Raw genomic sequence first — 21962 nt, 5'->3', positions numbered from 1 at the left:
GGCCAAGAAGAAGACAACACCAGCTATGATTATTGCTACAAATATTGGGGTCAACTGCATAATCAAATGTAAACTTAAAACCTTCGAATGCAAATAGCAATGTTAATTACTTTTAAACTTACTGTTATGAAGAGTTAGTTTGCAAACCGTCGCTTTTTAAAAAAATAACCTTTAGGAAAGATTCCGTCTTATCAAAAAGAAAACCATTAAATTATAAAAACTGAACCTTTTAATAAGTCCAATTATACTGTTGGGTACATACCGATGAAATATTTAAATTAAATCTTTTAAAACATAGCAAATGAAGTATATAGTAGCAGCATAATTTTGATCGCAACCTTTTTTGCATCGTGCGAAAAGAGCAACCCTTAGCTACGCAAACAAAAATCACACACATTGCTACTACCAAAAGCTAAATCGATAATGAACCTATGACTCAATTATTATAGCGTGTTTGTACTCAATATAAGGTAAATTCATGATGTGGTAATGTCTATTGACTACATTTAAAGATGCATAACAATTTTATTATTGACAAGCCTTTTATCATGATTAGCAAGCGTGAGAGATTAATTCTAGAACTGATTGCTGAAGGGTTGACAAATCAGGAAATTGCACTTCGAATTTTTGCAAGCAGGCGAACAATTGAAGGTAATAGGGTGGCACTGATGCAGAAGACTAAAACTAAGAATACCGCAGCGCTTGTTGCTTTCGCTTTTAGAGCCGGGCTGCTTGTTTAATTTATGCCTTCGATGAGGCTCCGCACTTTATCAAGTACCTGATTAATACCAAAAGGTTTTTCAATAAAGCCATCGGCAGCACACCCTTGCTCAATATCCTTCCTTGATGCATTTGCGCTCATCATCAATATAGGTGTAACGTGATTTAAGCCTTTCAAATCTCTGCAGACGTCAATTCCGTTTCCATCTGGCAGCATTACATCCAAAATGAAAAGATCCGGCTGAATGCTTTCTCTGTTTTTAAATGCGTTGACCGAATCATAACTTGTAGTGTCGTAATCTTCCATTGATAAAATGAGATGCATAACGTCTCTTATGCCTTCATCATCTTCTAATACTATTATTCTCTTTGCCATAAGACTAATTTTGTGTGTAATAGTAAAATCAGCATTATTTAAGGAATGTTTTGCAAATCATACAATGAATGAAATGAACTAATCAACTCTAACTTTCTTACACCAGAGTGTGTGGTATAATGGTGAATGATTTTCGCTTTAGTGAAAATAAACCAACTGTTCCTAGGGTATTGCTATCAGGTGAGGTGCTATTTATTTCTGTCATTTCTATAGTGCGGGAAATAAAACTATTCTTTCTTTTAGCATTTTCTCAATAATGTTGATCCCAGAAGGACAAAATAAGCTAAATTCCTTGGTTTCATCAACATGAATAAATCGATAAATTGACCCCTTCTCAACAACAATTGATTTGTTGTAAGTTTTTGATGGCCTAGCGAGAGAAGACCCAGATGTATTGATATGTCTAAGCAGGGTAAGCAAGTTACTCAAACAAAAGGATCTTTTTAGGGTTTAGATTGCGAATATCAATAATCAAACCCATGAAAAACCTCTACCAATCCTTGATTTTCCTGTTGGCGTCTGTCTTTATGGTTTTGCTCTTTACCGCTACGACTTTTGCACAGTCACAAACCTCCCTGAATATGAAGGCCTATTCGGATTATAAAAAGGCAGATGCGGAACTAAATGGCGTGTACCAAAAAATCCTGAAAAGCTATGTCAGGGAAACTACTTTTATTAAAAAATTCAGGAATGCACAGCGGCTCTGGATCCAGCTTCGTGATGCAGAACTGGCCGCGAGATACCCCAACAGCGGAACCTATGGTTCGGTGGCGCCCATGTGCGAATCGATATACCTGGAAACGCTGACCAGAGACCGAATTAAATTTTTAAATTTATGGATCACCGGAATCGAAGAAGGTGAAGTTTGCCTGGGCTCGGTGAGGATGAAATCATAGCACATTCCGGTCTTTCAAATATGTATTAATTAATCCCCTATACTATTACCTAACACTCCACTTGCAATGACTTTTTATCAGCTCTCAAGACGATTCTTTTGTCTAATCTTCCTCATCAGTATCTTTACTTGCTGTAAGAAAAAGGAAGCGCAAACCCCTCCCGAAGTAGATGTGCCCAGGGTAATTACAGGAAAGCTATACGGATCGCCTTTTACGGCAAAAGTGACACTGGAGCGTTATACAAAATTTGGTATGAACAACTACCGTCCCGAAGACCTGTTCAGTATATACCTGGCAGGAGATCAATCTAAAAACTGTAGCTCTCCATTGAATGATTTTTCGATACGCCTGACGGTGCCTAAAAAAACAGGGACATTTTCGGGCAACGATACTTATATCCTGGTCAATGATCCTGGCGACCCAAGCGGTCAGAATGGTTCATTATTCTCTTCTGAACAAACCATTATTACCATTAGTTCCATCACAGCGGATAAGGTGAGCGGCCAGGTTAATGTGAAATGGACGGAACAGAATATTGATTTTAAAGGGCACTTTGAGACTTATTACTGCAAATGAGATAAGAGAAGTTAGTTTTGATTTGGCTTTATTTGGGAGGATTAGAGATCTTTCCATTGGCTGAATCTGGCTCCCTGGTTAAAACGCTTAGCCTGATTCTTCACTCCATGGAAACCAACGATGGAGGAGAAGAAAGGAGATTGAAAGTCTGACAGTTTAATTTTTGACACTAAAAGTGAAGATCAATAAATGAGCTATATTTTATTTGGTTATTATTTTAAACTGATCAGTTTAAAATATATCTTTGTAGCATCATGGGAAGAAATAAAGAATTTGATTACGAGCAAAAACTGGATATAGCGCTGGAACTTTTCTGGACGCAAGGGTATCATGTCACTTCTATCACTGACCTGGAGCGGGAGATGCGTATTAATCGCAGCAGTATTTATCCTACTTACGGGGATAAAAAAGAGTTGCTGATCAAATGCCTGACCAAGTACCTGAAAGGTAAAGTGGCTGAATATGCGGCCATTACCGGGGGGGCTAATACTGATGCAATCGAAAACTTAAGGAGAATGTTCAGGCTTGCGGTTGACCAGAGTATCAGGGAAGGGAGGACTTGCCTGGCTGTTAAGATGGCTTTTGAAATATCGCCAGGCGATGAAGATGTCAGGCGGGTACTGTTGAGCAGTGAGAAGAAGATTGAGGGAATCTATTATAATATTTTATTAGCCGGGCAGGCCCAGGGATCCCTTAGAAATAACGTGGATGCTAAACTGACAGCTGATTTTTTTGCAGCTTCCTCCAGTGCACTATTTAAAAATTATGCTTTGAATAAAAACAGAAAGGCGGTTTATGATATGATTGAGAACTTGATCAGCATGGTTAAAGCATAGGGTTTCCTTTTTTTAAAAATAATCAACAATAAATATTTTTTTAATCTTTTTTAAACTGATCGGTTTAATATGAATTTAAGTGTAAATAAAAAAGTGGCCTACATCGGATGTCTGGGCGTTATCGGAATTATCAGTACTGAATTTGGGGTCATTGGCATTTTGCCGCAAATAGCGGCGTATTATCATCTTAGTATTGGTACGGCAGGTTATTTATTGAGCTTGTTCGCCTTGACTATTGCGTTGACGGGACCATTTATGGTTTTATATGCCTCGCGGTTTGATAAAAAGAAAATCATGCTTTATGCATTGGGATTATTTTTGGTTTCCAATGTGGGCTCGGCTTTCAGCCCTCCGTTCTGGCTGCTGATGGTTCTGCGGATTTTGCCGACCATCTTACATCCGGCCTTTTTTTCGATGGCCATCGCTGCGGCAGTCAAAGATACTTCCCCTCAAATACAGATGCGCCTGACCAGTATCATCATAGGTGGTATAGCGCTGGCGCAGGTAACACTGATTCCCTTCACCACTTTTATCGCCAGTATTTATGCCTGGCAATTCAGTTACGTGATTCAGGCTATGGTGATTTTGTTCACTTTGGTAATTATTTATAAAGGACTGCCTGCTATGCCGAACACTGAAGTAAAGTCGTTCAAAAACCAGTTGAATATACTCAAAAGGCCAAAGTTTATTGCGGGAACTGGGTTGAATTTATTTCTAATCACCGCGTGGTTTTGCGCTTATAGTTATTTTGCAGATTTTCTTTCTAAAGCAATGGGCTTAACGGATTCGCAAATCAGCTATATGCTCCTGTTGTTTGGCGTAATGGGTGTGATATCTAATTTTTTGGCTGGCCGGCTATTAGGTAAATATATGATCAGTACAACGCTAGTTTTCCTTTCAGGTATTTTTCTGATGCCGTTTGCATTTCAGTATGTAACCCATTCATTTCTTAATATTTCGCTGGTGGTAGGTTTTTGGGGAGTCATGTATGGACCTTGTTTCCTGATTGGGGTTGGATACATGGTATCTGCGGCGCAGGATGCGAAGGAATTTGCAAATAGCCTCCAGACTTCATTTGGAAATCTTGGAGTTTCGCTCGGTACGGCAACCGGTGGTTGGTTCATCAGTCATTATGGGATAGCCGTTACGCCCTGGGTGGGAATGGGTTTTGGTCTATTGGCTATATTGATGATTTTCTGGAGAGCCTGGCTGGATAGGGCTTAGAAGGTGGTATCAATCCAATTCTGCTACGAATTTAAGGTTCAGCATTCAACGCTGTTCCATTTATTCCGTTCCTCCTTTTGCTTTGGCGCAGGAGACTGAACCTTTAGCTGCACCATAATTAAATCTTCAATATAACTGGTTTTCGCTTCTAAAGGTTACAAATTATTTTAATAGCTTTTTAGTCATGATGTAAATTACTTGGCTTCAATACATTGGATAATCAATTCTGCAGCTTTGGCTTTATTAACAAAGATCAGACACCATTACTGAGCCCCAATGTTCTGTTCAGGATTTGGTCGAAACGTTTTCATCTGAATTTAATCATTCAAGAAATATACAAATTTGCATCAAGGCTACTAAATAATAGATTGCTTGAAAATGAGGTGTCATTGCGATAAATTTGATAACTTAAATCAATGGAAGCAAAGGATAAAATCAAGGAGTATACGATCAGGAATATCATCAACTACAGAAAGCTCGACTGGAGTATTTCAGATGATTTCCTGTATCTGACAGATGTACCGGAGATTTTTGAGCCTTTTGAAATGAAACCGCACTACTTTGCCTATGGAATTATCAATTCCGGAAGCATCATGATTGAAGTGGATTACCAGAATTTTTTGGTAGATAAGCGTTCATTATTGATCTATCGTCCTGAACAAAATGTAAAAGTGATCACAATAGAGGCTGGTACGAAGGGGATGTTTGTACTGTTTACGAAAAAGTTTATGGATTATCTTTTCGAAAGTTTCTTTTCAATTGCACCCAACTCTTTTCTGAAAAATAAGTTCGGTTCTCAGGTTGTGCTTACTGAAGAGGATCACTCGAAAATGAATACACTGTTTACGAGAACACTTGATTTTTTAATTGTATCAGAAGCGGACAATGAACGATGGATCTATTCCGCTAAAAGTATTCTTTTGGCCCTGATTAATGAAAGTGATTTTTTAGTAAACCGGTATATCGAAAACAGAAACAGCATCCACCAACCCCGTGAAGAACAGATAGGATATGACTTCAAAAAGCTTGTCTCAAAACACTACCTGACTTTCAGAAACATCGAATTTTACGCTCAGGAGCTGAATATCACAACGAATTACCTTCACAAAATTGTTAAAAGTCAGTTTCATCAAACGCCTTCAGAAATCATCAATATGGCGCTGCTGTCTGAATGCAAAGTTCGTTTGTCGGATCCCCGGGATTCCATCAGTCAAATCGCTGATCATCTTGAATTCACCAATATTCAATCATTCAGCCGTTATTTTAAAAAGCAGACAGGTGAGACACCCATTTCGTTCCGGACACACCATAATTTGATTAATCCATAAAATGATAAAGTTTCTCCAATTTCTGGTAAGTAATAGGAGAAGATCAATCGCTAATTTTATGTTATCACAAATATTTAATTAGTATGAAACGATTAGAAGGAAAAACAGCAATAATTATAGGTGCATCCCAAGGAATGGGGGAGTCGCATGCAAGAAAATTTATTCAAGAAGGAGCGAAGGTAATACTTACCGATCTGAATGAGGACAGGGGAAGAAAGATCGCAGATGACTTAGGCGAAAATGCGTTTTTTATTAAACACGACGTTTCCGATACGCAGCAATGGAAAGATGTTGTCGCGAAAGGCGAGGAAAAGTTTGGACCGATCAATGTTTTAGTCAACAATGCAGGAATTTTAGGACCTATAAAGAAGGTAACTGAAATTACGGAAGAAGAATATCTGAAGGTGATTGAGATCAATCAAAATGCTGTTTACTATGGAATGAAATATACTATACCTTCGATGCAGAAGGCTGGTGTAGGTTCCATTGTAAACATTTCCTCAGTTGCCGGAATAGTAGCAATTCCCGGATATCCGAGCCTGGCCTACACGGGCAGTAAATTTGCTGTCAGAGGTCTGACAAAGGCAGCAGCGGTTGAGTATGGTAAAGAAAATATCAGAGCCAATTCAGTGCATCCCGGATATATCAAAACCCCAATGATGGTTGAAGCGACTGGAGAAGATGGAAGTGGGGCAGCAGATGTTACGCCTCTGGGAAGAATGGCGGATGCGAGTGAAGTTAGTGACCTTGTGGTATTTTTAGCATCTGATGAATCATCCTTTCTAACCGGGACGGAACAAGTAATAGATGGTGGAATGAGTATTCAATAGATCTTCAATAAAATAAAGTTTGATAGATTAACAAAGGGCTTCCTCATTTTGAGAGAGCCTTTTTATATTACAAAAGCAAGGCGTTTGCTTTTGTTAAGGGGGCAACAAAAGTTACCATGAAATATTTATAGAAACTGACTTCAGATGTAAGTTGGGGGAGATAGGCCTAAGTGTGCTTTGGAAAACGAAAGCTACAAAATTCGATATATACATATAAGGGTTATAGCAAGAATTTATAAATGAACTTATTGCTTAAATCACAAGATTGTTGGAACATCACCCGTATTCTTTAAATTTCAAGGAAAAGTAGATATGAAATTGAGGGCGTGACAGGGGAGCAGATAAAACAAGGCAGGCTCCTATGGGAGATGCCAGCTAGTTTCGATTTTACACATGCTTTTTATCTTTAATACGGTTAGGTAGTAGAAAGGTGGTAAAATATAATTAATAACTGATAATAAATTAGTCAACCAATAATGTAATGTCAGATAAAGATGTTAAATCCTTTTTTTAACTTAGTAAAGTTATTTAACTAATGATCGCAATCTTTTAGTCCTCGCATGAATTTGAATTTTCCTTTCCGTATATCAATATCCTTTTTATTATTTTTTTCTATTGCTTCTTCAAATTTAGCTGCGCAGGGGGTGACAATTCTCGCAAAACCCAGGGTGGATGAGCGGGTAGAATTGTTAAGTATCGTATTTAGGCTGGCCGGTGCACAGGAATTCAGTTCTACGCAATTCAAACGTTATACAGATAATATTGAACGACACTTTGGTGCTTATAAAAATCATGAGTTGATTTCCTATATTAAAAAGATTCGTAAAGAAAATGGCATTGGCTATGATGCGGTGATGAAAATGGCGGTGCATTTAGGCCCAGCCCCTGGCTTTAAGCCGTTGGTGAAGCTTTCAGATTCTGTTCCTGAAAAACGATGGAAAATGGAAAAGGCACAGGAGTTTATCCGGCTGCTGGGAAAGTTTTATAAAGACTCCAGGGCGGATGTTTTTTTTAAGGCGAATGCCGATATTTATAAGGAAGTAAGTCAACGTTTTCTGACTATTTATGACCAGCTTGATCTAAATTGGTATAAGGATTTTTATGGCAAGTCACCGAAAGAGAAATTTATTATTATCAATGGGGTTGGGAATGGTGGAGGAAATTATGGCCCCGATATATTTTATAAAGATGGAAAACGTGAGGTATATGCCATTATGGGAACTTGGACTATAGACAGCACAGGAATGGCCAGATTTGATCTAAGGGATTATTTTCCGACGCTGTTACATGAATTTAACCATAGTTTTGTGAATTATCTCACTGACCAGAATCCGTCCCGTTTTGAGAAGAATGGACAGGTCATTTACAAAGCGGTTCAGGAACAAATGAGTGGACAGGCTTATGCAGGTTGGCAAACGATGATCAGCGAGGCACTTGTACGGGCGGCGGTAATTAAGTATATGAAAGATCACAGCTTCGATAAGCAGGCTATCGATCGTGAGATTTTAGAACAACTCGATCGGGGTTTTCTTTGGATTAATGAGCTTTTAATAGAACTGGAGAAATATGATCAACAGCGGGATAGATATCCGACGTTGGAAAGTTACCTGCCTAACCTTATACTGGCATATCATGATTATGCCCAAAATATCTCTGTTTACCAAAATAGATTTGAACAACAAAGGCCAAAAGTGACCTCAATAGATGAATTTGCCAATAATAGTAAAAATGTTGATCCGGCAATCCATTCCATTACCATCAATTTTGACAGGCCGCTATTCGGCAAAGGTTATTCCATAAACCTCACCGATAAAGGGAAAGACGCCTTCCCAAAGATTAGTAAGGTAAGCTATTCCAAAGATAATACGTCAATAATTTTAGAAACTGCGCTGGAAAAAGGAAAAGAATATGAGTTTGAGCTCAGTGGCCGGTCATTCAAGTCAGTTGATCAAGTGCCAATTAAAAATTTTGTGGTCAGCTTCAATACCACACCATAAAATTATAGCAAAAAACGCAACCCATATTGCGCAATAGACTATTGATCTTTATGAATGATATCGCCATTAATCCTGGGTGATGCAACGTATAACCTTTAAATTCGCTCGATCTATCGCAAAGCAATTCTATTATGTTTGAACTTGATCTCACGCAAAACGTTGTCGCCAACGGGGCCGGTGTAGATAGAACAACACCAAAAAAAGCCAAGAGCGGAGACTCCATTAATCTTCTCACGCTTCTTCAGATTCTGCGTGTTTGGTTAAACTTATACCGAAGACAAATTCTTATTTATATTGAACCTGTTAGATTGATTTCTCGTCTTACAAAAAACATTGACTTATGAGAGTTTCAATTATTATCCTTTTCCTCGTATTTACTTACCTTTCTGGTGTTACTCAAACTGTGACAAAAAAAAATAGTGACTCACTCATTGAAACAGCTGATAGTATCGGTATATTTTACAAAGCACTTTTTAAAACGTTAAAGGTCGGTTACTTAGACCGAAAAAAAGTTGACTGGAAATCCGTTGAAAGTGATACTTATAAAAATCTTGAATCTTAAAATACTTTCGAAGGGTCCCTAAAAGAATAACTCATGTTTTTGATAAGATTAATGCCACAAACTGCTTGGTGTACAGGGGCGATGATAGATATACTGCTAGTAGAAAAGCAATATCCAAAGAGTTATATCTGTTGAATGGAAAAAAAAATATGACAGTAAGCCATCTTTTGAAGTCAAGGTCATTGACGATAAGTTCGGCTACGTCATGATACCTGGAATGGTTTTTTCAGATAATTCTGCAGAAAATATTTGTAAGATTGCTCAGCCGTTGTATGATTGGATTTCAAGAATTAAATCAAGTCATAAGTTGGAAGGCTGGATAATTGATTTGAGATTAAATACGGGTGGCAACTCTGCCCCAATGCTTTTAGCTTTGTACGACCTGCTGGGGAACAATGAGATATGGGGTGAACTCGATGAGAATAAGAAATCCGTCAGGAAATTCAAACTAGTAGATGGAAGCTATATTCAGAAATCACAAACCATTGCAGCTATTACACCGAGCGGAAGGTTACTTGATCAGGAAAGGTGGCGGTAATCACAGGAATGTTCACCGGAAGCTCTGGTGAGGTAACCGCACTTGCTTTTAAGGGTAAGGAAAATACTATTTTTATAGGTGGGAATACGGCCGGATACACCACAGGTAATGTTACATGGCCTTTACCATTTGGGTCGCTGATCGCATTACCGACAGGTTATGACAGCGATAGAGATGGAAATTACTACCCTTACATAGTTCCTGATATTGTCATCTCCAAACAGGATAATTTTGAAAACCTGATGTCCGACGCTAATATTCAGGAGGCAGTAAAGTTTATCGAATCAGAAACATCTAAAAATTAATTTTTTAAGCGACATAAGCTTCATTTTTTGAAACGATTTTGTTTCTGCCAGCTAAGCCTTTTCACCAGCAAATCTAATTGAATAACTTTCTAAACTCCATTGGACTTTGATTGGTTTTTGTCTTGAATAATTTGCTGAAGCTTTGGGAATGTTCAAATCCTAGTTCATAAGCAATTTGACTTACAGACAGCTCCGTAGTCGTTAATCTCTCTTTTGCCTTATCAATTAACTTTTCGTGTATATATTGCAGTGCACTTTTACCAATAAGTGAACGCAACATATCACTTAAATAACCAGGTGAGATATTGAGTTGATCAGCAATATATTTTACAGTCGGTAGGCCCAGTTTGAGGGATTGCTGATTGAGGTATCCATCTATAATTTTTTCTGTTTTTTCCAACAGGTCACTATTGACTGCTTTTCGCGTGATAAACTGGCGTTTGTAAAATCTGTTGACATAACTTAGCATCAGTTCGATCTGCGCAATAATTACCTCCTGGCTAAATTCATCTATCCCATTGTTCAACTCTTGTTGCATGATGTCGTAAATGGAAAGAATAACTTCCCGCTCTTTTGATGAAAGATGCAGCGCTTCACTGGAAGAATAGGAAAAATAGCCGTATTGCTTTATTTTTTTTGCCAGCGGATGACCCAGTAAAAAATCGGGGTGTATCAGTAGTATGTAGCAATAAGTTTTGCTATTGTAATCGGTACTTCCTACCAGTTGATTAGGTGCTAAAAACAACATGCTGCCCTCGTCAAAATCATAGTAATCCTGTCCATATTTCAGTCTGCCGCTGTTTTTTGTGATAAAGGTGATCTTATAAAAATTTACCACATCATATATGGGTGCCATCTCCATATTGAATGGATTGTTTTCATTGAAGTGGATCAGGCTTACCAAAGGATGTTGTGGTGCAGGCAAGCCGAAAGCTTTGTGACTTTCTGATATGGATATAAAACGGATCAATTTATCATCTTTAGTCTTCATATTTTGAATATACAGAAAACCTGTAATAACTTTCATCACAGGTTTTTCTAAATTAAATACTACCAGGGGAGTTTGTTGTCTTTGCCGCTCGCATTGGATGGTCCTGTGAAACTTCCTGTCGGCAGATCTTCGGCAAGCGCTACTCTAATGGGTTCGATAGATCCTTCCTCCACGCTATCCGTTCCCTGAAAATTGTTGAGTGCCGTTGCTGTAAAGCCCGGGCTCACCAGATGAACTTTGATATTTGTCTTTTCCAGATCTATGGAAAGAGACAGAAATATGCCATTAAGTGCTGTTTTGGAAGCCCCATAAGCAGCATCAAATGCAAACCGGTATGGGTTATCAGGATCTGAATTGATGCCAAGCGAGCCCAAAGCACTCGATACCGTCACAATTCTGGCAGTATGCGCTTGGTGCAACAAGGGTAGACAGGCCTGTGTTAGGGATAAAGTACCGAAGACGTTGGTTTCCCAAACATTTTTCAACTCCTTTATAGGCACAATGCTTGCACGCTGCGCACCTAGGACTTCTTCCATTGTCCTTCCGGATTGACCGACATGTGAAATGGCAGCATTATTTACAAGTAATGTCAAATATCCGTATTCATTTTCAATAATTTTGACTGCCGAAACAATGGAGTCAGAATCAGTGATGTCTAACTGTACCGCTTCTGCATTACCGCCAATTTCTGAAGCAGCACTTTCTCCTTTTTGAAGATCACGTGAACCGACATATACCCTATAACCATTTTCAGTAAGCGCCCTGGCAATTTGGAAGCCAACTCCTGTATTAGCACCTGATACCAGTGCTACTTTCTTTTTATTTACTAGCATAATTTTAATTGATTATAATTTATATAGCAAATCTGAAAATTGAGAAAGATTTAGGTGTATCCAAATCAAGGAATCTTGAAGCCGTATAGAGGTAAATACAACATGGCTATATTCCTATTTGCAAAATACCAGTTTATTGTTTCTTTCCCTAGGGAATAAGCGGTGTTATTTTATTCCTGATTTTTTGAGACAACTGTAAAGTTCCAACCTATATTTCTTATTCACATTAAAAGGCTAAATAATAGTAAAGGCGGGAGACACTTTAATCAACTAAGGTCAGCCCTCAGAAAATTTTTGCAATTTTTTAAATTTGAAGCAAATCGTAAGTGATGTTTAGTAGATATCTTTAATTTATTAGTAACTGATCCTTGCAGATATTGCAAGCAAGATTGAGTATATTTAGGTTTTAGTTACAATGATTAAATAGTTGAAAATCAATCTTTAAAACTTCATTTATGAAATTCGGTCAATTTATTTTGGGTTTATTAGTTGGTGGAATAGTAGTTTTTTTCTTATTAAAATATAGCACTGACGCTATGAAATCTCAGGAAATAGCACGCGAAACTTTAGCGGATACCCGTTCAGCGTCAGCAAAGTGGAGGTGGCCCGATAGCCTAGATGCCATGGTAGCAGCACCAAAAAATCATAGACTGGTTTATGAAGACAGCAATGTTCGTGTTTTGATGGTAGCACTTGACAGCAAAAAATCTGAACCCATTCATACTCATAGATGGAGCAGTATAATGTGGATTGCTAAACCTATAGTTTCATGTCAAATAAACAATTATAAAGAAGCTAGGGGAACGCTAGTTAAAACGGATAGTTTATTGATTAAGGAAATGCCAATCAATTTAGGCCAACTGATCGGGCCAGAAACGCCAACTTCCATTACTAATCTGAGCAATTCTAATGGTGAAGCATATCGAATTGAATTTAAAAAGGATTTTAAAAACTAGTGGCTTTTCAATGTTAGTTACCACGCTTATTCCTCATTGTATTGGAGCGTATTGCAATTTTAACTCGAGTCGTAGATGGGTTAGTAAATCAATACCTTCGTTTTGTGAGACAAATATAGAAAGGATTAATTTTGCTCGACAAAGCTCGAGTAATGGCGAGAGATTTTCATGGACACTAATGTATCTTATTTTTGACTTGGTAAGGCTAACCAGTAATCTCCACCTAAGCGAATTATATTGTACTACATTAATGTCTCATATATATGGACAAAAACTATCGCAGTTTTTATTTAGTTTTATTCTAAATAATAACTATGTTTGCGAAAATTTAATCCAAACTCTTCGTTATGAATCTTTTTACTTTCCCGGACAAAACAGTTCAAACATCTATATTCAAATACTTTAGCGTCATTATATTACTTCTGGTTTTTGCTTCACTGAGCGCTCAGGCGCAACTATCTGCTCTTGTGGGAACGGTAAAGACTTCCGATGGAAGAGCAGCGGCTGCCGTAACGATCGCCATTTCACCTTTGAATCGATCTACTCAAACAAATGAAAAAGGGGAATTCAGATTCAACAGGCTTCCTGCAGGAAATTATACGGTCACTGCAAAATCTGTTGGCTTACAGGCCCAGATAAAGGAAACAGCTGTAATATCTGGTCAGAATACTACCATGATCTTTACGCTGACTGAAACTTCCGGACAACTTGAATCCGTAAATATCATGTCTTTTAAAACCAATAAGTTTGCCAATAAAAAATCAGAATATGTTGCCAGAATGCCTTTGGATAATCTGGAGAATCCTCAGGTTTATACCTCAGTAGGGAAAGAACTGATTGCCGAACAGGTCGTTGTAGATTTCAAGGAATCATTAAGAAATGTCCCAGGCATTGCGCCAAACAATAATCCCGCTGGAGGAACAGGTGCCACTATACGGGGCTTCAATGCAACTACAACGGTTAGAAATGGTTTAGCAGTACAGTCTTACCAAACCGACCCTATTAATCTGGAGAGGGTTGAAGTAATCAAAGGCCCATCGGCAACCTTGTTTGGTTCAAGTATAGTTAGTTTCGGTGGACTAATCAATCAGGTAACCAAAAAACCCTTTGATAGTCTGGCGGGAGAAGTAGGAGTGACGCTTGGTAGTTATGAACTTAGCCGGCTGACCGCTGATATAAATACCCCATTGAATAAAGATAAAACAGCGCTCCTGCGGATAAATGCAGCAGCACATCGTGAAAATTCATTTCAAAATTTCGGGTATAAGCGCATGTATACTTTTGCGCCAAGTTTTGCCTATAAAGTGAGTGACCGTTTATCTTTCCTTTTTGAAGGAGAATTCAATCAGACCAACCGTTCAACGGTAGCATACTACCAGAATCTGGGCAGAACGGGTTATAAAAACTTCAGGGACATTCCAATTGGGTTTGAGACTTCTCTTGGCGGAGCAGACATTGATGCGTCTTTAAAATCAACTAATATATTCGCCGAAGGAAAGTATAGGATTTCAGAAGAATGGACCTCGACTACCAGTATCTCTTATGGAGAAAACCAGATAGATCACAGTAGCCAGATATATCCGCAGTGGATTTCAGATAATATATTTGACCGTGCAATATTTAATTATGGTCCCCGGATTTTTACTTCATTAAATGGTCAGCAAAACTTCAATGGTGATTTTAAGCTTGCAGGTATGAGAAACCGCTTATTGGCAGGAGTTAATTTCTATACATTCAGAAGTTCCTTAAGATTCACCAACCTTGGTGTATATGATAGAATCAACCTGAACACTTCTCAAGTGATTCCGGGACTAAATTCTGAAAAAATAAGTGCTTTAATAGCCACTTCAACCAGTCAGACCAACACCACGAACAAACAGGGCTCATACAGCGCCTATGCATCTGATGTGTTGAGCATTACAGACCGGTTAAATGCCATGTTGAGCCTTCGTGTGGACCGTTTTGAAAATGCAGCACCAATCTCAAACGGTGTAAAGGCAACCACAGGATCCTTTAACCAGACGGCTTTCTCTCCAAAACTTGGCTTGAGTTATCAGGTTGTGAAAGATCAATTGTCATTATTTGGAAACTATATGAACGGTTTCCAGAACAACGGTCCGGTGACGCAGCCAACCGGAACGATAGACATCCTGAAACCTCGCCAGGCAAATCAGTGGGAAGGTGGTGTTAAAGTGGAAGCCTTTGGTAAAAAACTGAATGCAACATTAAGTTATTACGACATAAAAATTACTAACGATACCCGTTTGGTCAATGGTATCACCATTCAGGATGCAACTTCAAAAAGTAAAGGATTTGAGGCTGAAGTGATCGCCAATCCAATATCTGGATTGAATATTGTTGCAGGTTATGCCAAAAACAGTTACCGCATCATCAATGCCGCTGCGAACGTGGGCAATTACCAAGCGCAAACGCCAACGGATTATGCCAACATTTGGGTAAGTTATAAATTTACTGGGCAAACCCTCAAAAACATCGGACTCGGATTTGGTGGCAACTATGTGTCTGATAACTTTTTTGATGCGGAAAACACCATTGTTATTCCAAAATATACGGTAATCAATGCGTCCGTATTTTATGATCAGCCCAAATGGAGATTAAGCATTAAGGCCAACAACATCTCCAATGAAAAATACTGGACAAATTATGGCATACCGGAAACCTTGAGACAGTATCTGGCGAACATCAGTTTTAAATTTTAATTAATGTTCCAACAGCGCAGCCATTTAACAAAATGGCTGCGCTAATTTCTATCTCATGCTTAAAGCCAAATCAAACGTAACCAAAAAATCAAAAAAGTCAATATTCAGAAAGGTCTCTGAATGGCTACACCTCTGGCTCGGATTAATTTCAGGAGTGATCGTATTCGTTGTTTGCCTCACTGGCGGAATCTGGACCTGGAGGTATGAAACCTGGTATTTTACAGAGCCTTATCAGCGGGTTATTGCTCTTGACAAGCCTTATCTAACTCCCTCAGCAATAGAAAAAAAGGTTCAGGATTATTTTGACAAAAAAGGATTGAAGGGTGCGGAAATCACAGGTATCAATTATAGTAAGCCAGGTAAGTCGGCACTGATTTTTTATCGCCCCGATACATCCACTTTTGCTCAGTTGTATGTTAATCCTTACACTGCAGAGATTTTAAAGGATAAATCCGAAGCTGCGCCAGCAGAAAAGTTTTTTATTTTCATCCGGGCTGGCCACCGCTTCCTATGGCTTCCGCAGAAAGTTGGCAGCCCAATAGTGGGCGCTGCCTGTATCATATTCGTGGTAACCATGATCACTGGTCTTATCTGGTGGTTCCCGCTCAAGTGGACAAAAAAAACAAGGGAAAAAAGTTTCAGGGTAAAATGGTCTGCCGGATGGAAGCGCTTAAATATCGATTTACATAATGTTTTCGGCTTTTATTCATTGCTTTTCGTTATGCTGCTGACCATAACGGGGATTATGTTTACTTTTCGATGGTTTGAACATGGCGTCTTCCGCACTCTTACCTGGCGGGCACCGGCAGAAAAATCCTATGATCCACCAACATCGGACACCATCACTACTGTAGATACCCATTCGGTAAATATTGAAGACAAAATATGGGATAGGATGCATCAGAAATATGGAGACCGCTATGGTAAAATTTCTATCGATTTTCCCGAAAAATCAAATGATTCCTATCAGGTGATGGTCCAGTTCGGGGACGGAACGCTTATTTACAACAATGCTGTACATTATTTTGACAAAATCTCAGGCAAGGAATTATTGAGTAAAGGTGAAAGAGCCAGGCCTTATAGTAGCTTGTCCTTAGGCGAAAAGATCTACCGGATGGACTTCGATATTCATACCGGACAAATCCTCGGTTTGCCAACTAAAATAATCGCGTTCATAGCCTGTATTATCGGGGCAAGTCTTCCAATAACTGGTTTTATTATCTGGTATAACAGGAAATGGGGTAAGAGAAGCAAGAAAGTATATAGAAAGAGTCAAGTTGATGGGGCCGAATAAATTAAATTTATTCTTATCAGAATTATTTGTTCATTTTTTTAAAGATTTTTTCTTCGCGGTTTTTGGTGCAGCTAACCTTAGAGCTGAAAGAACAATATAGTAGGAGGAATACTTTCCTTTTTTGAGATAAACTATTCATAATGAATATCTATTGGCCTATCAAAATTCGACCGTTTTTTGGGAATATTGATGCTTTGGCGCAAACGCACAAAAATGTACTTATCTGCCAGAATTAGAAAGACAAGATCGTTTTTTATATAAAAATTACGTTTAATTTTTTCATAATGATTCAAAGATAAGGCTTGTACTGTAACAAGCCTTCTTTGTAAATTATGGTATAAAGCTATTTTTTTAAATAGGTTCGAATGTCAATGATATTATATTCACTATCATCCCTCAATATGTTTTTTAAAGAGCCTATGTGTGCTACTCCAATAACTAGTAAAATTCTTTTAGATCTTGCTTCCATTTGACCCGTAACAATATTAGAATAAATCTTATAATCTCGATTCTTAAAAACTGAAGTTAATTCTGCACCAATGTATTTGGGATTTACGTAGGCTGTGTCAATCATTGAATCAGGGTTTTTAAACCGTCCATTAATAACTCTTGACGGAGTAACATATCTTAAATGATAAACTTTCTGAGCAATCTCTGGTTGATTTCCAAAATGAAGATAGTCTTTGAAACTTATTGTCCCTTTTTGTAGTTGGGTCAGTTTCTCAACGGCATACGCTCTTAATTCTAATCCTTCTTTTTTGTATATTTCGATGTTATCACCATTATCTAGGATGCTTTGTGATGTGCCACCGGGAGCATTTACGCAATAAATCTTCTTTAGCTTCATTTCTTTAGCTATACGAAAGGCGATTTGGTACACTTCACTTCTTCCATCCTCCAAACTTTTGAAATCAAGCTTGTTTCGTGAGTATAGTGAGTAGAGACTATCAATTTCTCCTTGGTATTTTGGTAGTATCTCAACGCATACCATATCAGGCCGATAAGCCGTTACCGAATTAGTGAAATCTATTACAGACTTCTGCGCCTGTGGCATAAATACATCTGTTGTGGGAAATTCTTTCTTATATATTTGCCCTAAGTGATCTGAACCCAAAATAAGGATGTCAGTCTTGGAAGTTTGGGCATAATTTACTAGCGAGGTTGCTATCAAGCAAATGAGTAGTGTAAACTTTAATTTCATCTTTTCAATTTTGATCCTTAGAGCATTGATATTATTATTTGTTACAGGTATTTAATTGATAGCCTTTGTATAATTATGTTCTTAATTATTCACAATAATATAAATTAAGGCAGCAGGGAATATCATGCCAAATATGATATTAAAAAGCTTTTATGTCTTTATAACCCTAGCTTAAAATTCTCGTTTTAGATTATCACTATTTCCTAGTTATTTAATAAGTTCCAGAAGGTAGGGCTTGAGAATATTATAGTAAGCAGAGTCGCCTACTATTGTCCTAAAGTACTCCGCTTTTTTCCTATATTATCATAAGCCATTTCATTAATCAAATTTAATTTTTAGTTTTTGATAATGAGTAAATGATAATATAATAGCAAATTAAAAGTTCGTTTCGCGAGACAAAATTTAAATATAAATTCTTGGCCTATCGCAATTCATTATTTGGTAATGCTTGCAACGGTTTTCGGCTTGGCGATGTGGCGGACTTTTAGCACAAATATCGAAAAGAATTACTAAAGTTCAACCTTGCATAAATGTTTCATAAAAGCACTTTCCCCGCCATATTGCCAAACCGATGTTGTGCGTTCGTACTTTTAATATTTTCTTTCAAAAGACTTTCCATTGAAAATATATACGCCACTTGGATTGGCGCCTCCAAACCACAATTCTCCTTGTTTGCTTTTATATATTTCCCAAATGTGTTTGCTCTCAAGTCCATCGTCTTTAGTAAAATTTTTAACGGAATTGCCATCATATCTCCATACCCCAGATTCTACAGTCCCAAACCAAATATTTCCTGAAGCATCCTCTCCAATGGAAAAAGCTCTCTCAAGTGAGCTGCCTTTGGTGTTCTCCTTTTGTAATTTTTGTTGTGTTGTGAAATTAATTATTTCATTTCCATCATACTTTAAAACACCGCTTCCATTATTAGCAATCCAAAGATTTCCTTTGCTGTCTTCCAAGATGCTCCGAATATGCAAAGAACCATTTTCTCCATTTAGCCCAAGATATTCATCAGTTATTATTTTAAAATCTGAGCCATTATATCCAACTAACGCTTTGTAGGCTCCAAACCAAATCGTGCCATTTTTACCTTTTAAAAAAGGTGTTGAAATTGCATAATGAAACCTACGCTCAACTTCGGATTTTGGTGTAACAGGAAATGTGCGATAGGAAAGTTTTTTTCCATCATACTGATACACTCCTGGATTCTTTTCAAGTTTGTTGTAGCCTTCTAATTCATCGCCTTTAAACCAAATATCTTTATCTCCTAATTGCCATTGTGTTGTTGAATCGTAATTCCTTTCTTTGTAAATAGACATTTTTTGTCCATCATATATACTTAATCCTCTGCCACATTCAAACCATATTATACCATTTTTATCTTCATAAATATTTCTTATCTGATTATTACTTAACCCGTTTTCTGTTGTGAAATATTGAAACTTCCCATTTTGAAGCAAACACACTCCTTCATTGCCACTACCAAACCAAACATTTCCTTTACTATCCTCTAAAAATGACCGAACCCCAGTTGTGTATTTCAATAATTTACTGTCAGCTTTAGTCTGTACTATCTGATTTTCCTTATTTGATTGACTTTGATTATTGCAAGAGATTGTTACAACAATAAATAATGTCCATAAAAGGATAAAAATGTTTTGATTATATATTTTCACTTTCATTGTAACGGTGTCTTTTAGTATGACGCACAACATCTAGATTTACGCAACACCTTTTTTAGAACCCGCGCCTTGATGTTGTTTCAGCTGTTTTGTTTATAAATTTTGTTATCGTAAATAAGCGTTTTAAACGTTTATAGTCGTTTCACACGACATTTGGCTAATAAATCTTGGGATGATTTTTATTTAGAACAATAAAGAGCTTATCTTTTAAGCTTTAGTAAAGGTAATAAAATAATGGTTTTTATTTTTTCTGCATGTTTTTTATTTCCTCGTTATTGTAAGTGTCTAGGATCTTTGAATAGCGGTAAAATCTTGCTCTAGTTAATTGTAGTCCTTTATAGATTTCTTCAGGAGTTTTATCGAAATCTTTATACACTGAGCGCATAACCAACAATTTGGAAATCGTGTCTTTGGTAAAACCTTTCGGCCTGCCTCCCGTACGGCCTCTTGCCCTCGCGGATTCTAAGCCGGCTTTTGTTCTTTCTCTGATCAATTCCCTTTCATATTCAGCTAACGAAGCCATGATATTTAAAAAAAGGCGACCATTAATTGTTGATGTATCAACTCCATCGGTTAAACCTTTGATAATAATTCCTTCTTCACTTAATCTTAAAACTAAATCAATTATATGTTTTAAGCTTCTTCCCAAACGGTCCAATTTCCAAACAACCAATTCATCACCTTTTCGAAACTGGCTAATCATTCTATCAAGTTCTGGGCGAACTTTTGTTGCTCCAGAAATTGTTTCTCTGAAAATGATTTCACACCCCGCTTTTTCGAGTGCTTCAATTTGCAAATATAAATTTTGTTCTTTAGTAGAAACTCTAGCGTATCCGATCTTCATTATTGTATCACTAAAACCCTTCTTTGTAAATTTAATAAACTTTGTTTTGTGATACAAGTTTTTGGGAAGCTGGGGTTTTAGAATATTGATTAAATCCTAGACAGATTTTAAAATCTTATAAAACCACCGTTTATTTTAGATGAAATATTTATTATTGCTTGCTATTATAGTAGCCAATAGAGCTTTATATATTCTGCTGCCACCATTATAGAAAGCATTAACGTTTTATTTTTTTAACGGCATGATAACCGCGCTAGAACTCATTTGACGGCCCGTATTGTTGACAAAGTAAAACCCGCCTTCCATGGCTTGGTCTTTTTTTATTGCATGCCGGTATACTTTCGAGCGAAAAGTTAATTAGCTAAATGTCGAATAGCTTGTTGATATGTTATTTTTAGCCTTCTCATAATCATCATATAATTGTTTCTTATATTTATTCTGTACCTGTAACGTGGTTTAAAAAGGGATCCTGTGAAGATGGAATCTCGAGTGGTGTCTTTATCTTCACGATATATTGATCTCCAAGTGTATAATGCTCGATGTGTGCCTGTGGTCCGTAGCTGAGCAGCAAGCGCTGCCTGATGTTCTGCAGTCCGGTATGGTCTCCGCTGTCATTCAGCCCGGTATTGACCAGGTTACGGGTTTGAATGTAGAGGCAGATCTCGTCTCTTTGGATATTCAGTGTTGCGGGATAATCCGAATGACTGAGGTTTCCATGCTTGAACATATTTTCTGCCAGCGTGAGCAAGACCAGAGGAATGAACTCATGCTGCTCGGCACGCGCTTCGATCTCCAAAAGGAAAGTTGTTGGCTCGCCCTCCTGGCGCATTTCCCATAGGGCAATAAGGTTTCTGATCTGCTGCAGTTCGTCTGATATTTTGATCAGTGATGGTTCGTTGCCGCTGCGCAGGGCATATCGCATGATCCTGGATAGCAGCGCAAGTGCTTTGCCGGCTTTGGGATCGCTTTTATGGATCTTGCTGTAAATGAAACTAATGGTGTTGAAAAGGAAATGCGGATTGATCTGGGCACGGAGAAATGCATTTTTGCTATGGTGCAGTTCTATCTGTGTTTGTTTGGCTTTTAGCTGCCCGACAAGGAAACTTTTTTCAGATAATTCTCTCTTATCCCGCTCTTTTAGGTAATTGATAAGGGAATAATAACCGGAGGCTAGCAGGATAAAATAAATGCTGCGCCAGAGGCCTCCATATATAAACCGTTCATCTAATAATAGTTTTCCGCTTTGCACTTCG

Annotated in this window: 21 protein-coding genes; 14 read left to right on the top strand and 7 right to left on the bottom strand. The window is 37.8% G+C overall.

Annotated features, from left to right (window positions below; translation table 11 throughout):
• The first annotated feature begins 512 nt into the window (after nucleotides 1-512).
• Nucleotides 513-740: a LuxR C-terminal-related transcriptional regulator gene (locus OQZ33_RS13250; RefSeq protein WP_265799498.1), complete on the top strand. Its 228-nt coding sequence runs from the start codon at nucleotides 513-515 to the stop codon at nucleotides 738-740.
• On the opposite strand, the gene OQZ33_RS13245 is transcribed toward OQZ33_RS13250, so the two are convergent.
• Nucleotides 737-1096, bottom strand: a complete 360-nt coding sequence (locus OQZ33_RS13245; protein WP_265799497.1) for a response regulator transcription factor — start codon at nucleotides 1094-1096, stop codon at nucleotides 737-739. The genes OQZ33_RS13250 and OQZ33_RS13245 overlap by 4 nt on opposite strands.
• A gap of 479 nt (nucleotides 1097-1575) precedes the next feature.
• On the opposite strand from OQZ33_RS13245, the gene OQZ33_RS13240 reads away from it, so the two are divergent.
• The 10 genes from OQZ33_RS13240 to OQZ33_RS13195 all read left to right on the top strand — a co-directional run bounded on the left by OQZ33_RS13240 (nucleotide 1576) and on the right by OQZ33_RS13195 (nucleotide 10188).
• Nucleotides 1576-1992, top strand: coding sequence for a lysozyme inhibitor LprI family protein (locus OQZ33_RS13240; RefSeq protein ID WP_265799496.1), 417 nt, complete (start codon nucleotides 1576-1578; stop codon nucleotides 1990-1992).
• Nucleotides 1993-2058: 66 nt separating this feature from the next.
• A complete protein-coding gene (locus OQZ33_RS13235) occupies nucleotides 2059-2568 on the top strand; it encodes a hypothetical protein (protein WP_265799495.1) in 510 nt (169 codons plus the stop codon).
• Between the two features lie 254 nt (nucleotides 2569-2822).
• Nucleotides 2823-3404: a TetR/AcrR family transcriptional regulator gene (locus OQZ33_RS13230; protein ID WP_265799494.1), complete on the top strand. Its 582-nt coding sequence runs from the start codon at nucleotides 2823-2825 to the stop codon at nucleotides 3402-3404.
• Between the two features lie 69 nt (nucleotides 3405-3473).
• Nucleotides 3474-4628, top strand: coding sequence for an MFS transporter (locus OQZ33_RS13225; RefSeq protein ID WP_265799493.1), 1155 nt, complete (start codon nucleotides 3474-3476; stop codon nucleotides 4626-4628).
• 416 nt (nucleotides 4629-5044) lie between these two features.
• Nucleotides 5045-5956 (top strand): helix-turn-helix domain-containing protein, encoded by a 912-nt coding sequence (locus OQZ33_RS13220; RefSeq protein WP_265799492.1) that lies wholly within the window; start codon nucleotides 5045-5047, stop codon nucleotides 5954-5956.
• Between the two features lie 83 nt (nucleotides 5957-6039).
• On the top strand, nucleotides 6040-6786 hold the full coding sequence (locus OQZ33_RS13215; protein WP_265799491.1) for a glucose 1-dehydrogenase: 747 nt from the start codon (nucleotides 6040-6042) through the stop codon (nucleotides 6784-6786).
• 644 nt (nucleotides 6787-7430) lie between these two features.
• The gene (locus OQZ33_RS13210; RefSeq protein WP_265799490.1) at nucleotides 7431-8783 is read left to right on the top strand and encodes a DUF4932 domain-containing protein; all 1353 of its coding nucleotides are present in this window, start codon (nucleotides 7431-7433) and stop codon (nucleotides 8781-8783) included.
• A 340-nt stretch (nucleotides 8784-9123) separates the two neighbouring features.
• Nucleotides 9124-9345, top strand: coding sequence for a hypothetical protein (locus OQZ33_RS13205; RefSeq protein WP_265799489.1), 222 nt, complete (start codon nucleotides 9124-9126; stop codon nucleotides 9343-9345).
• A gap of 112 nt (nucleotides 9346-9457) precedes the next feature.
• Complete coding sequence (locus tag OQZ33_RS13200) at nucleotides 9458-9883, top strand: S41 family peptidase (protein ID WP_322975060.1); 426 nt, start codon at nucleotides 9458-9460, stop codon at nucleotides 9881-9883.
• 8 nt (nucleotides 9884-9891) lie between these two features.
• Nucleotides 9892-10188: a S41 family peptidase gene (locus OQZ33_RS13195; protein WP_265799488.1), complete on the top strand. Its 297-nt coding sequence runs from the start codon at nucleotides 9892-9894 to the stop codon at nucleotides 10186-10188.
• A 73-nt stretch (nucleotides 10189-10261) separates the two neighbouring features.
• On the opposite strand, the gene OQZ33_RS13190 is transcribed toward OQZ33_RS13195, so the two are convergent.
• Both OQZ33_RS13190 and OQZ33_RS13185 read right to left on the bottom strand, forming a co-directional pair.
• On the bottom strand, nucleotides 10262-11179 hold the full coding sequence (locus OQZ33_RS13190; RefSeq protein WP_265799487.1) for a helix-turn-helix domain-containing protein: 918 nt from the start codon (nucleotides 11177-11179) through the stop codon (nucleotides 10262-10264).
• 59 nt (nucleotides 11180-11238) lie between these two features.
• Complete coding sequence (locus OQZ33_RS13185) at nucleotides 11239-12012, bottom strand: SDR family NAD(P)-dependent oxidoreductase (RefSeq protein ID WP_265799486.1); 774 nt, start codon at nucleotides 12010-12012, stop codon at nucleotides 11239-11241.
• 455 nt (nucleotides 12013-12467) lie between these two features.
• Between OQZ33_RS13185 and OQZ33_RS13180 the strand changes: the two genes are divergently transcribed.
• The 3 genes from OQZ33_RS13180 (at nucleotide 12468) to OQZ33_RS13170 (ending at nucleotide 16982) form a co-directional block, all read left to right on the top strand.
• Nucleotides 12468-12968: a hypothetical protein gene (locus OQZ33_RS13180; protein WP_265799485.1), complete on the top strand. Its 501-nt coding sequence runs from the start codon at nucleotides 12468-12470 to the stop codon at nucleotides 12966-12968.
• Between the two features lie 347 nt (nucleotides 12969-13315).
• On the top strand, nucleotides 13316-15688 hold the full coding sequence (locus OQZ33_RS13175) for a TonB-dependent receptor (RefSeq protein WP_265799484.1): 2373 nt from the start codon (nucleotides 13316-13318) through the stop codon (nucleotides 15686-15688).
• A 55-nt stretch (nucleotides 15689-15743) separates the two neighbouring features.
• On the top strand, nucleotides 15744-16982 hold the full coding sequence (locus OQZ33_RS13170; RefSeq protein ID WP_265799483.1) for a PepSY-associated TM helix domain-containing protein: 1239 nt from the start codon (nucleotides 15744-15746) through the stop codon (nucleotides 16980-16982).
• Nucleotides 16983-17325: 343 nt separating this feature from the next.
• Here OQZ33_RS13170 and OQZ33_RS13165 read toward each other — a convergent pair whose 3' ends face one another.
• The 4 genes from OQZ33_RS13165 to OQZ33_RS13150 form a co-directional block, all read right to left on the bottom strand.
• On the bottom strand, nucleotides 17326-18183 hold the full coding sequence (locus OQZ33_RS13165) for a DUF5694 domain-containing protein (protein ID WP_265799482.1): 858 nt from the start codon (nucleotides 18181-18183) through the stop codon (nucleotides 17326-17328).
• Between the two features lie 590 nt (nucleotides 18184-18773).
• Nucleotides 18774-19865, bottom strand: coding sequence for a ligand-binding sensor domain-containing protein (locus OQZ33_RS13160; RefSeq protein WP_265799481.1), 1092 nt, complete (start codon nucleotides 19863-19865; stop codon nucleotides 18774-18776).
• A gap of 241 nt (nucleotides 19866-20106) precedes the next feature.
• Nucleotides 20107-20766 carry a recombinase family protein gene (locus OQZ33_RS13155; RefSeq protein WP_265799480.1) on the bottom strand — a complete coding sequence of 220 codons (660 nt, stop codon included), beginning with the start codon at nucleotides 20764-20766 and terminating at the stop codon, nucleotides 20107-20109.
• A gap of 376 nt (nucleotides 20767-21142) precedes the next feature.
• The coding region (locus OQZ33_RS13150; RefSeq protein WP_265799479.1) for a sensor histidine kinase at nucleotides 21143-21962 on the bottom strand (820 nt) is incomplete at its 5' end.

It is taken from the genome of Pedobacter sp. MC2016-05, from assembly GCF_026239735.1.
GTDB lineage: Bacteria > Bacteroidota > Bacteroidia > Sphingobacteriales > Sphingobacteriaceae > Pedobacter.
This window is presented reverse-complemented; position numbering and strand designations above follow the sequence as displayed.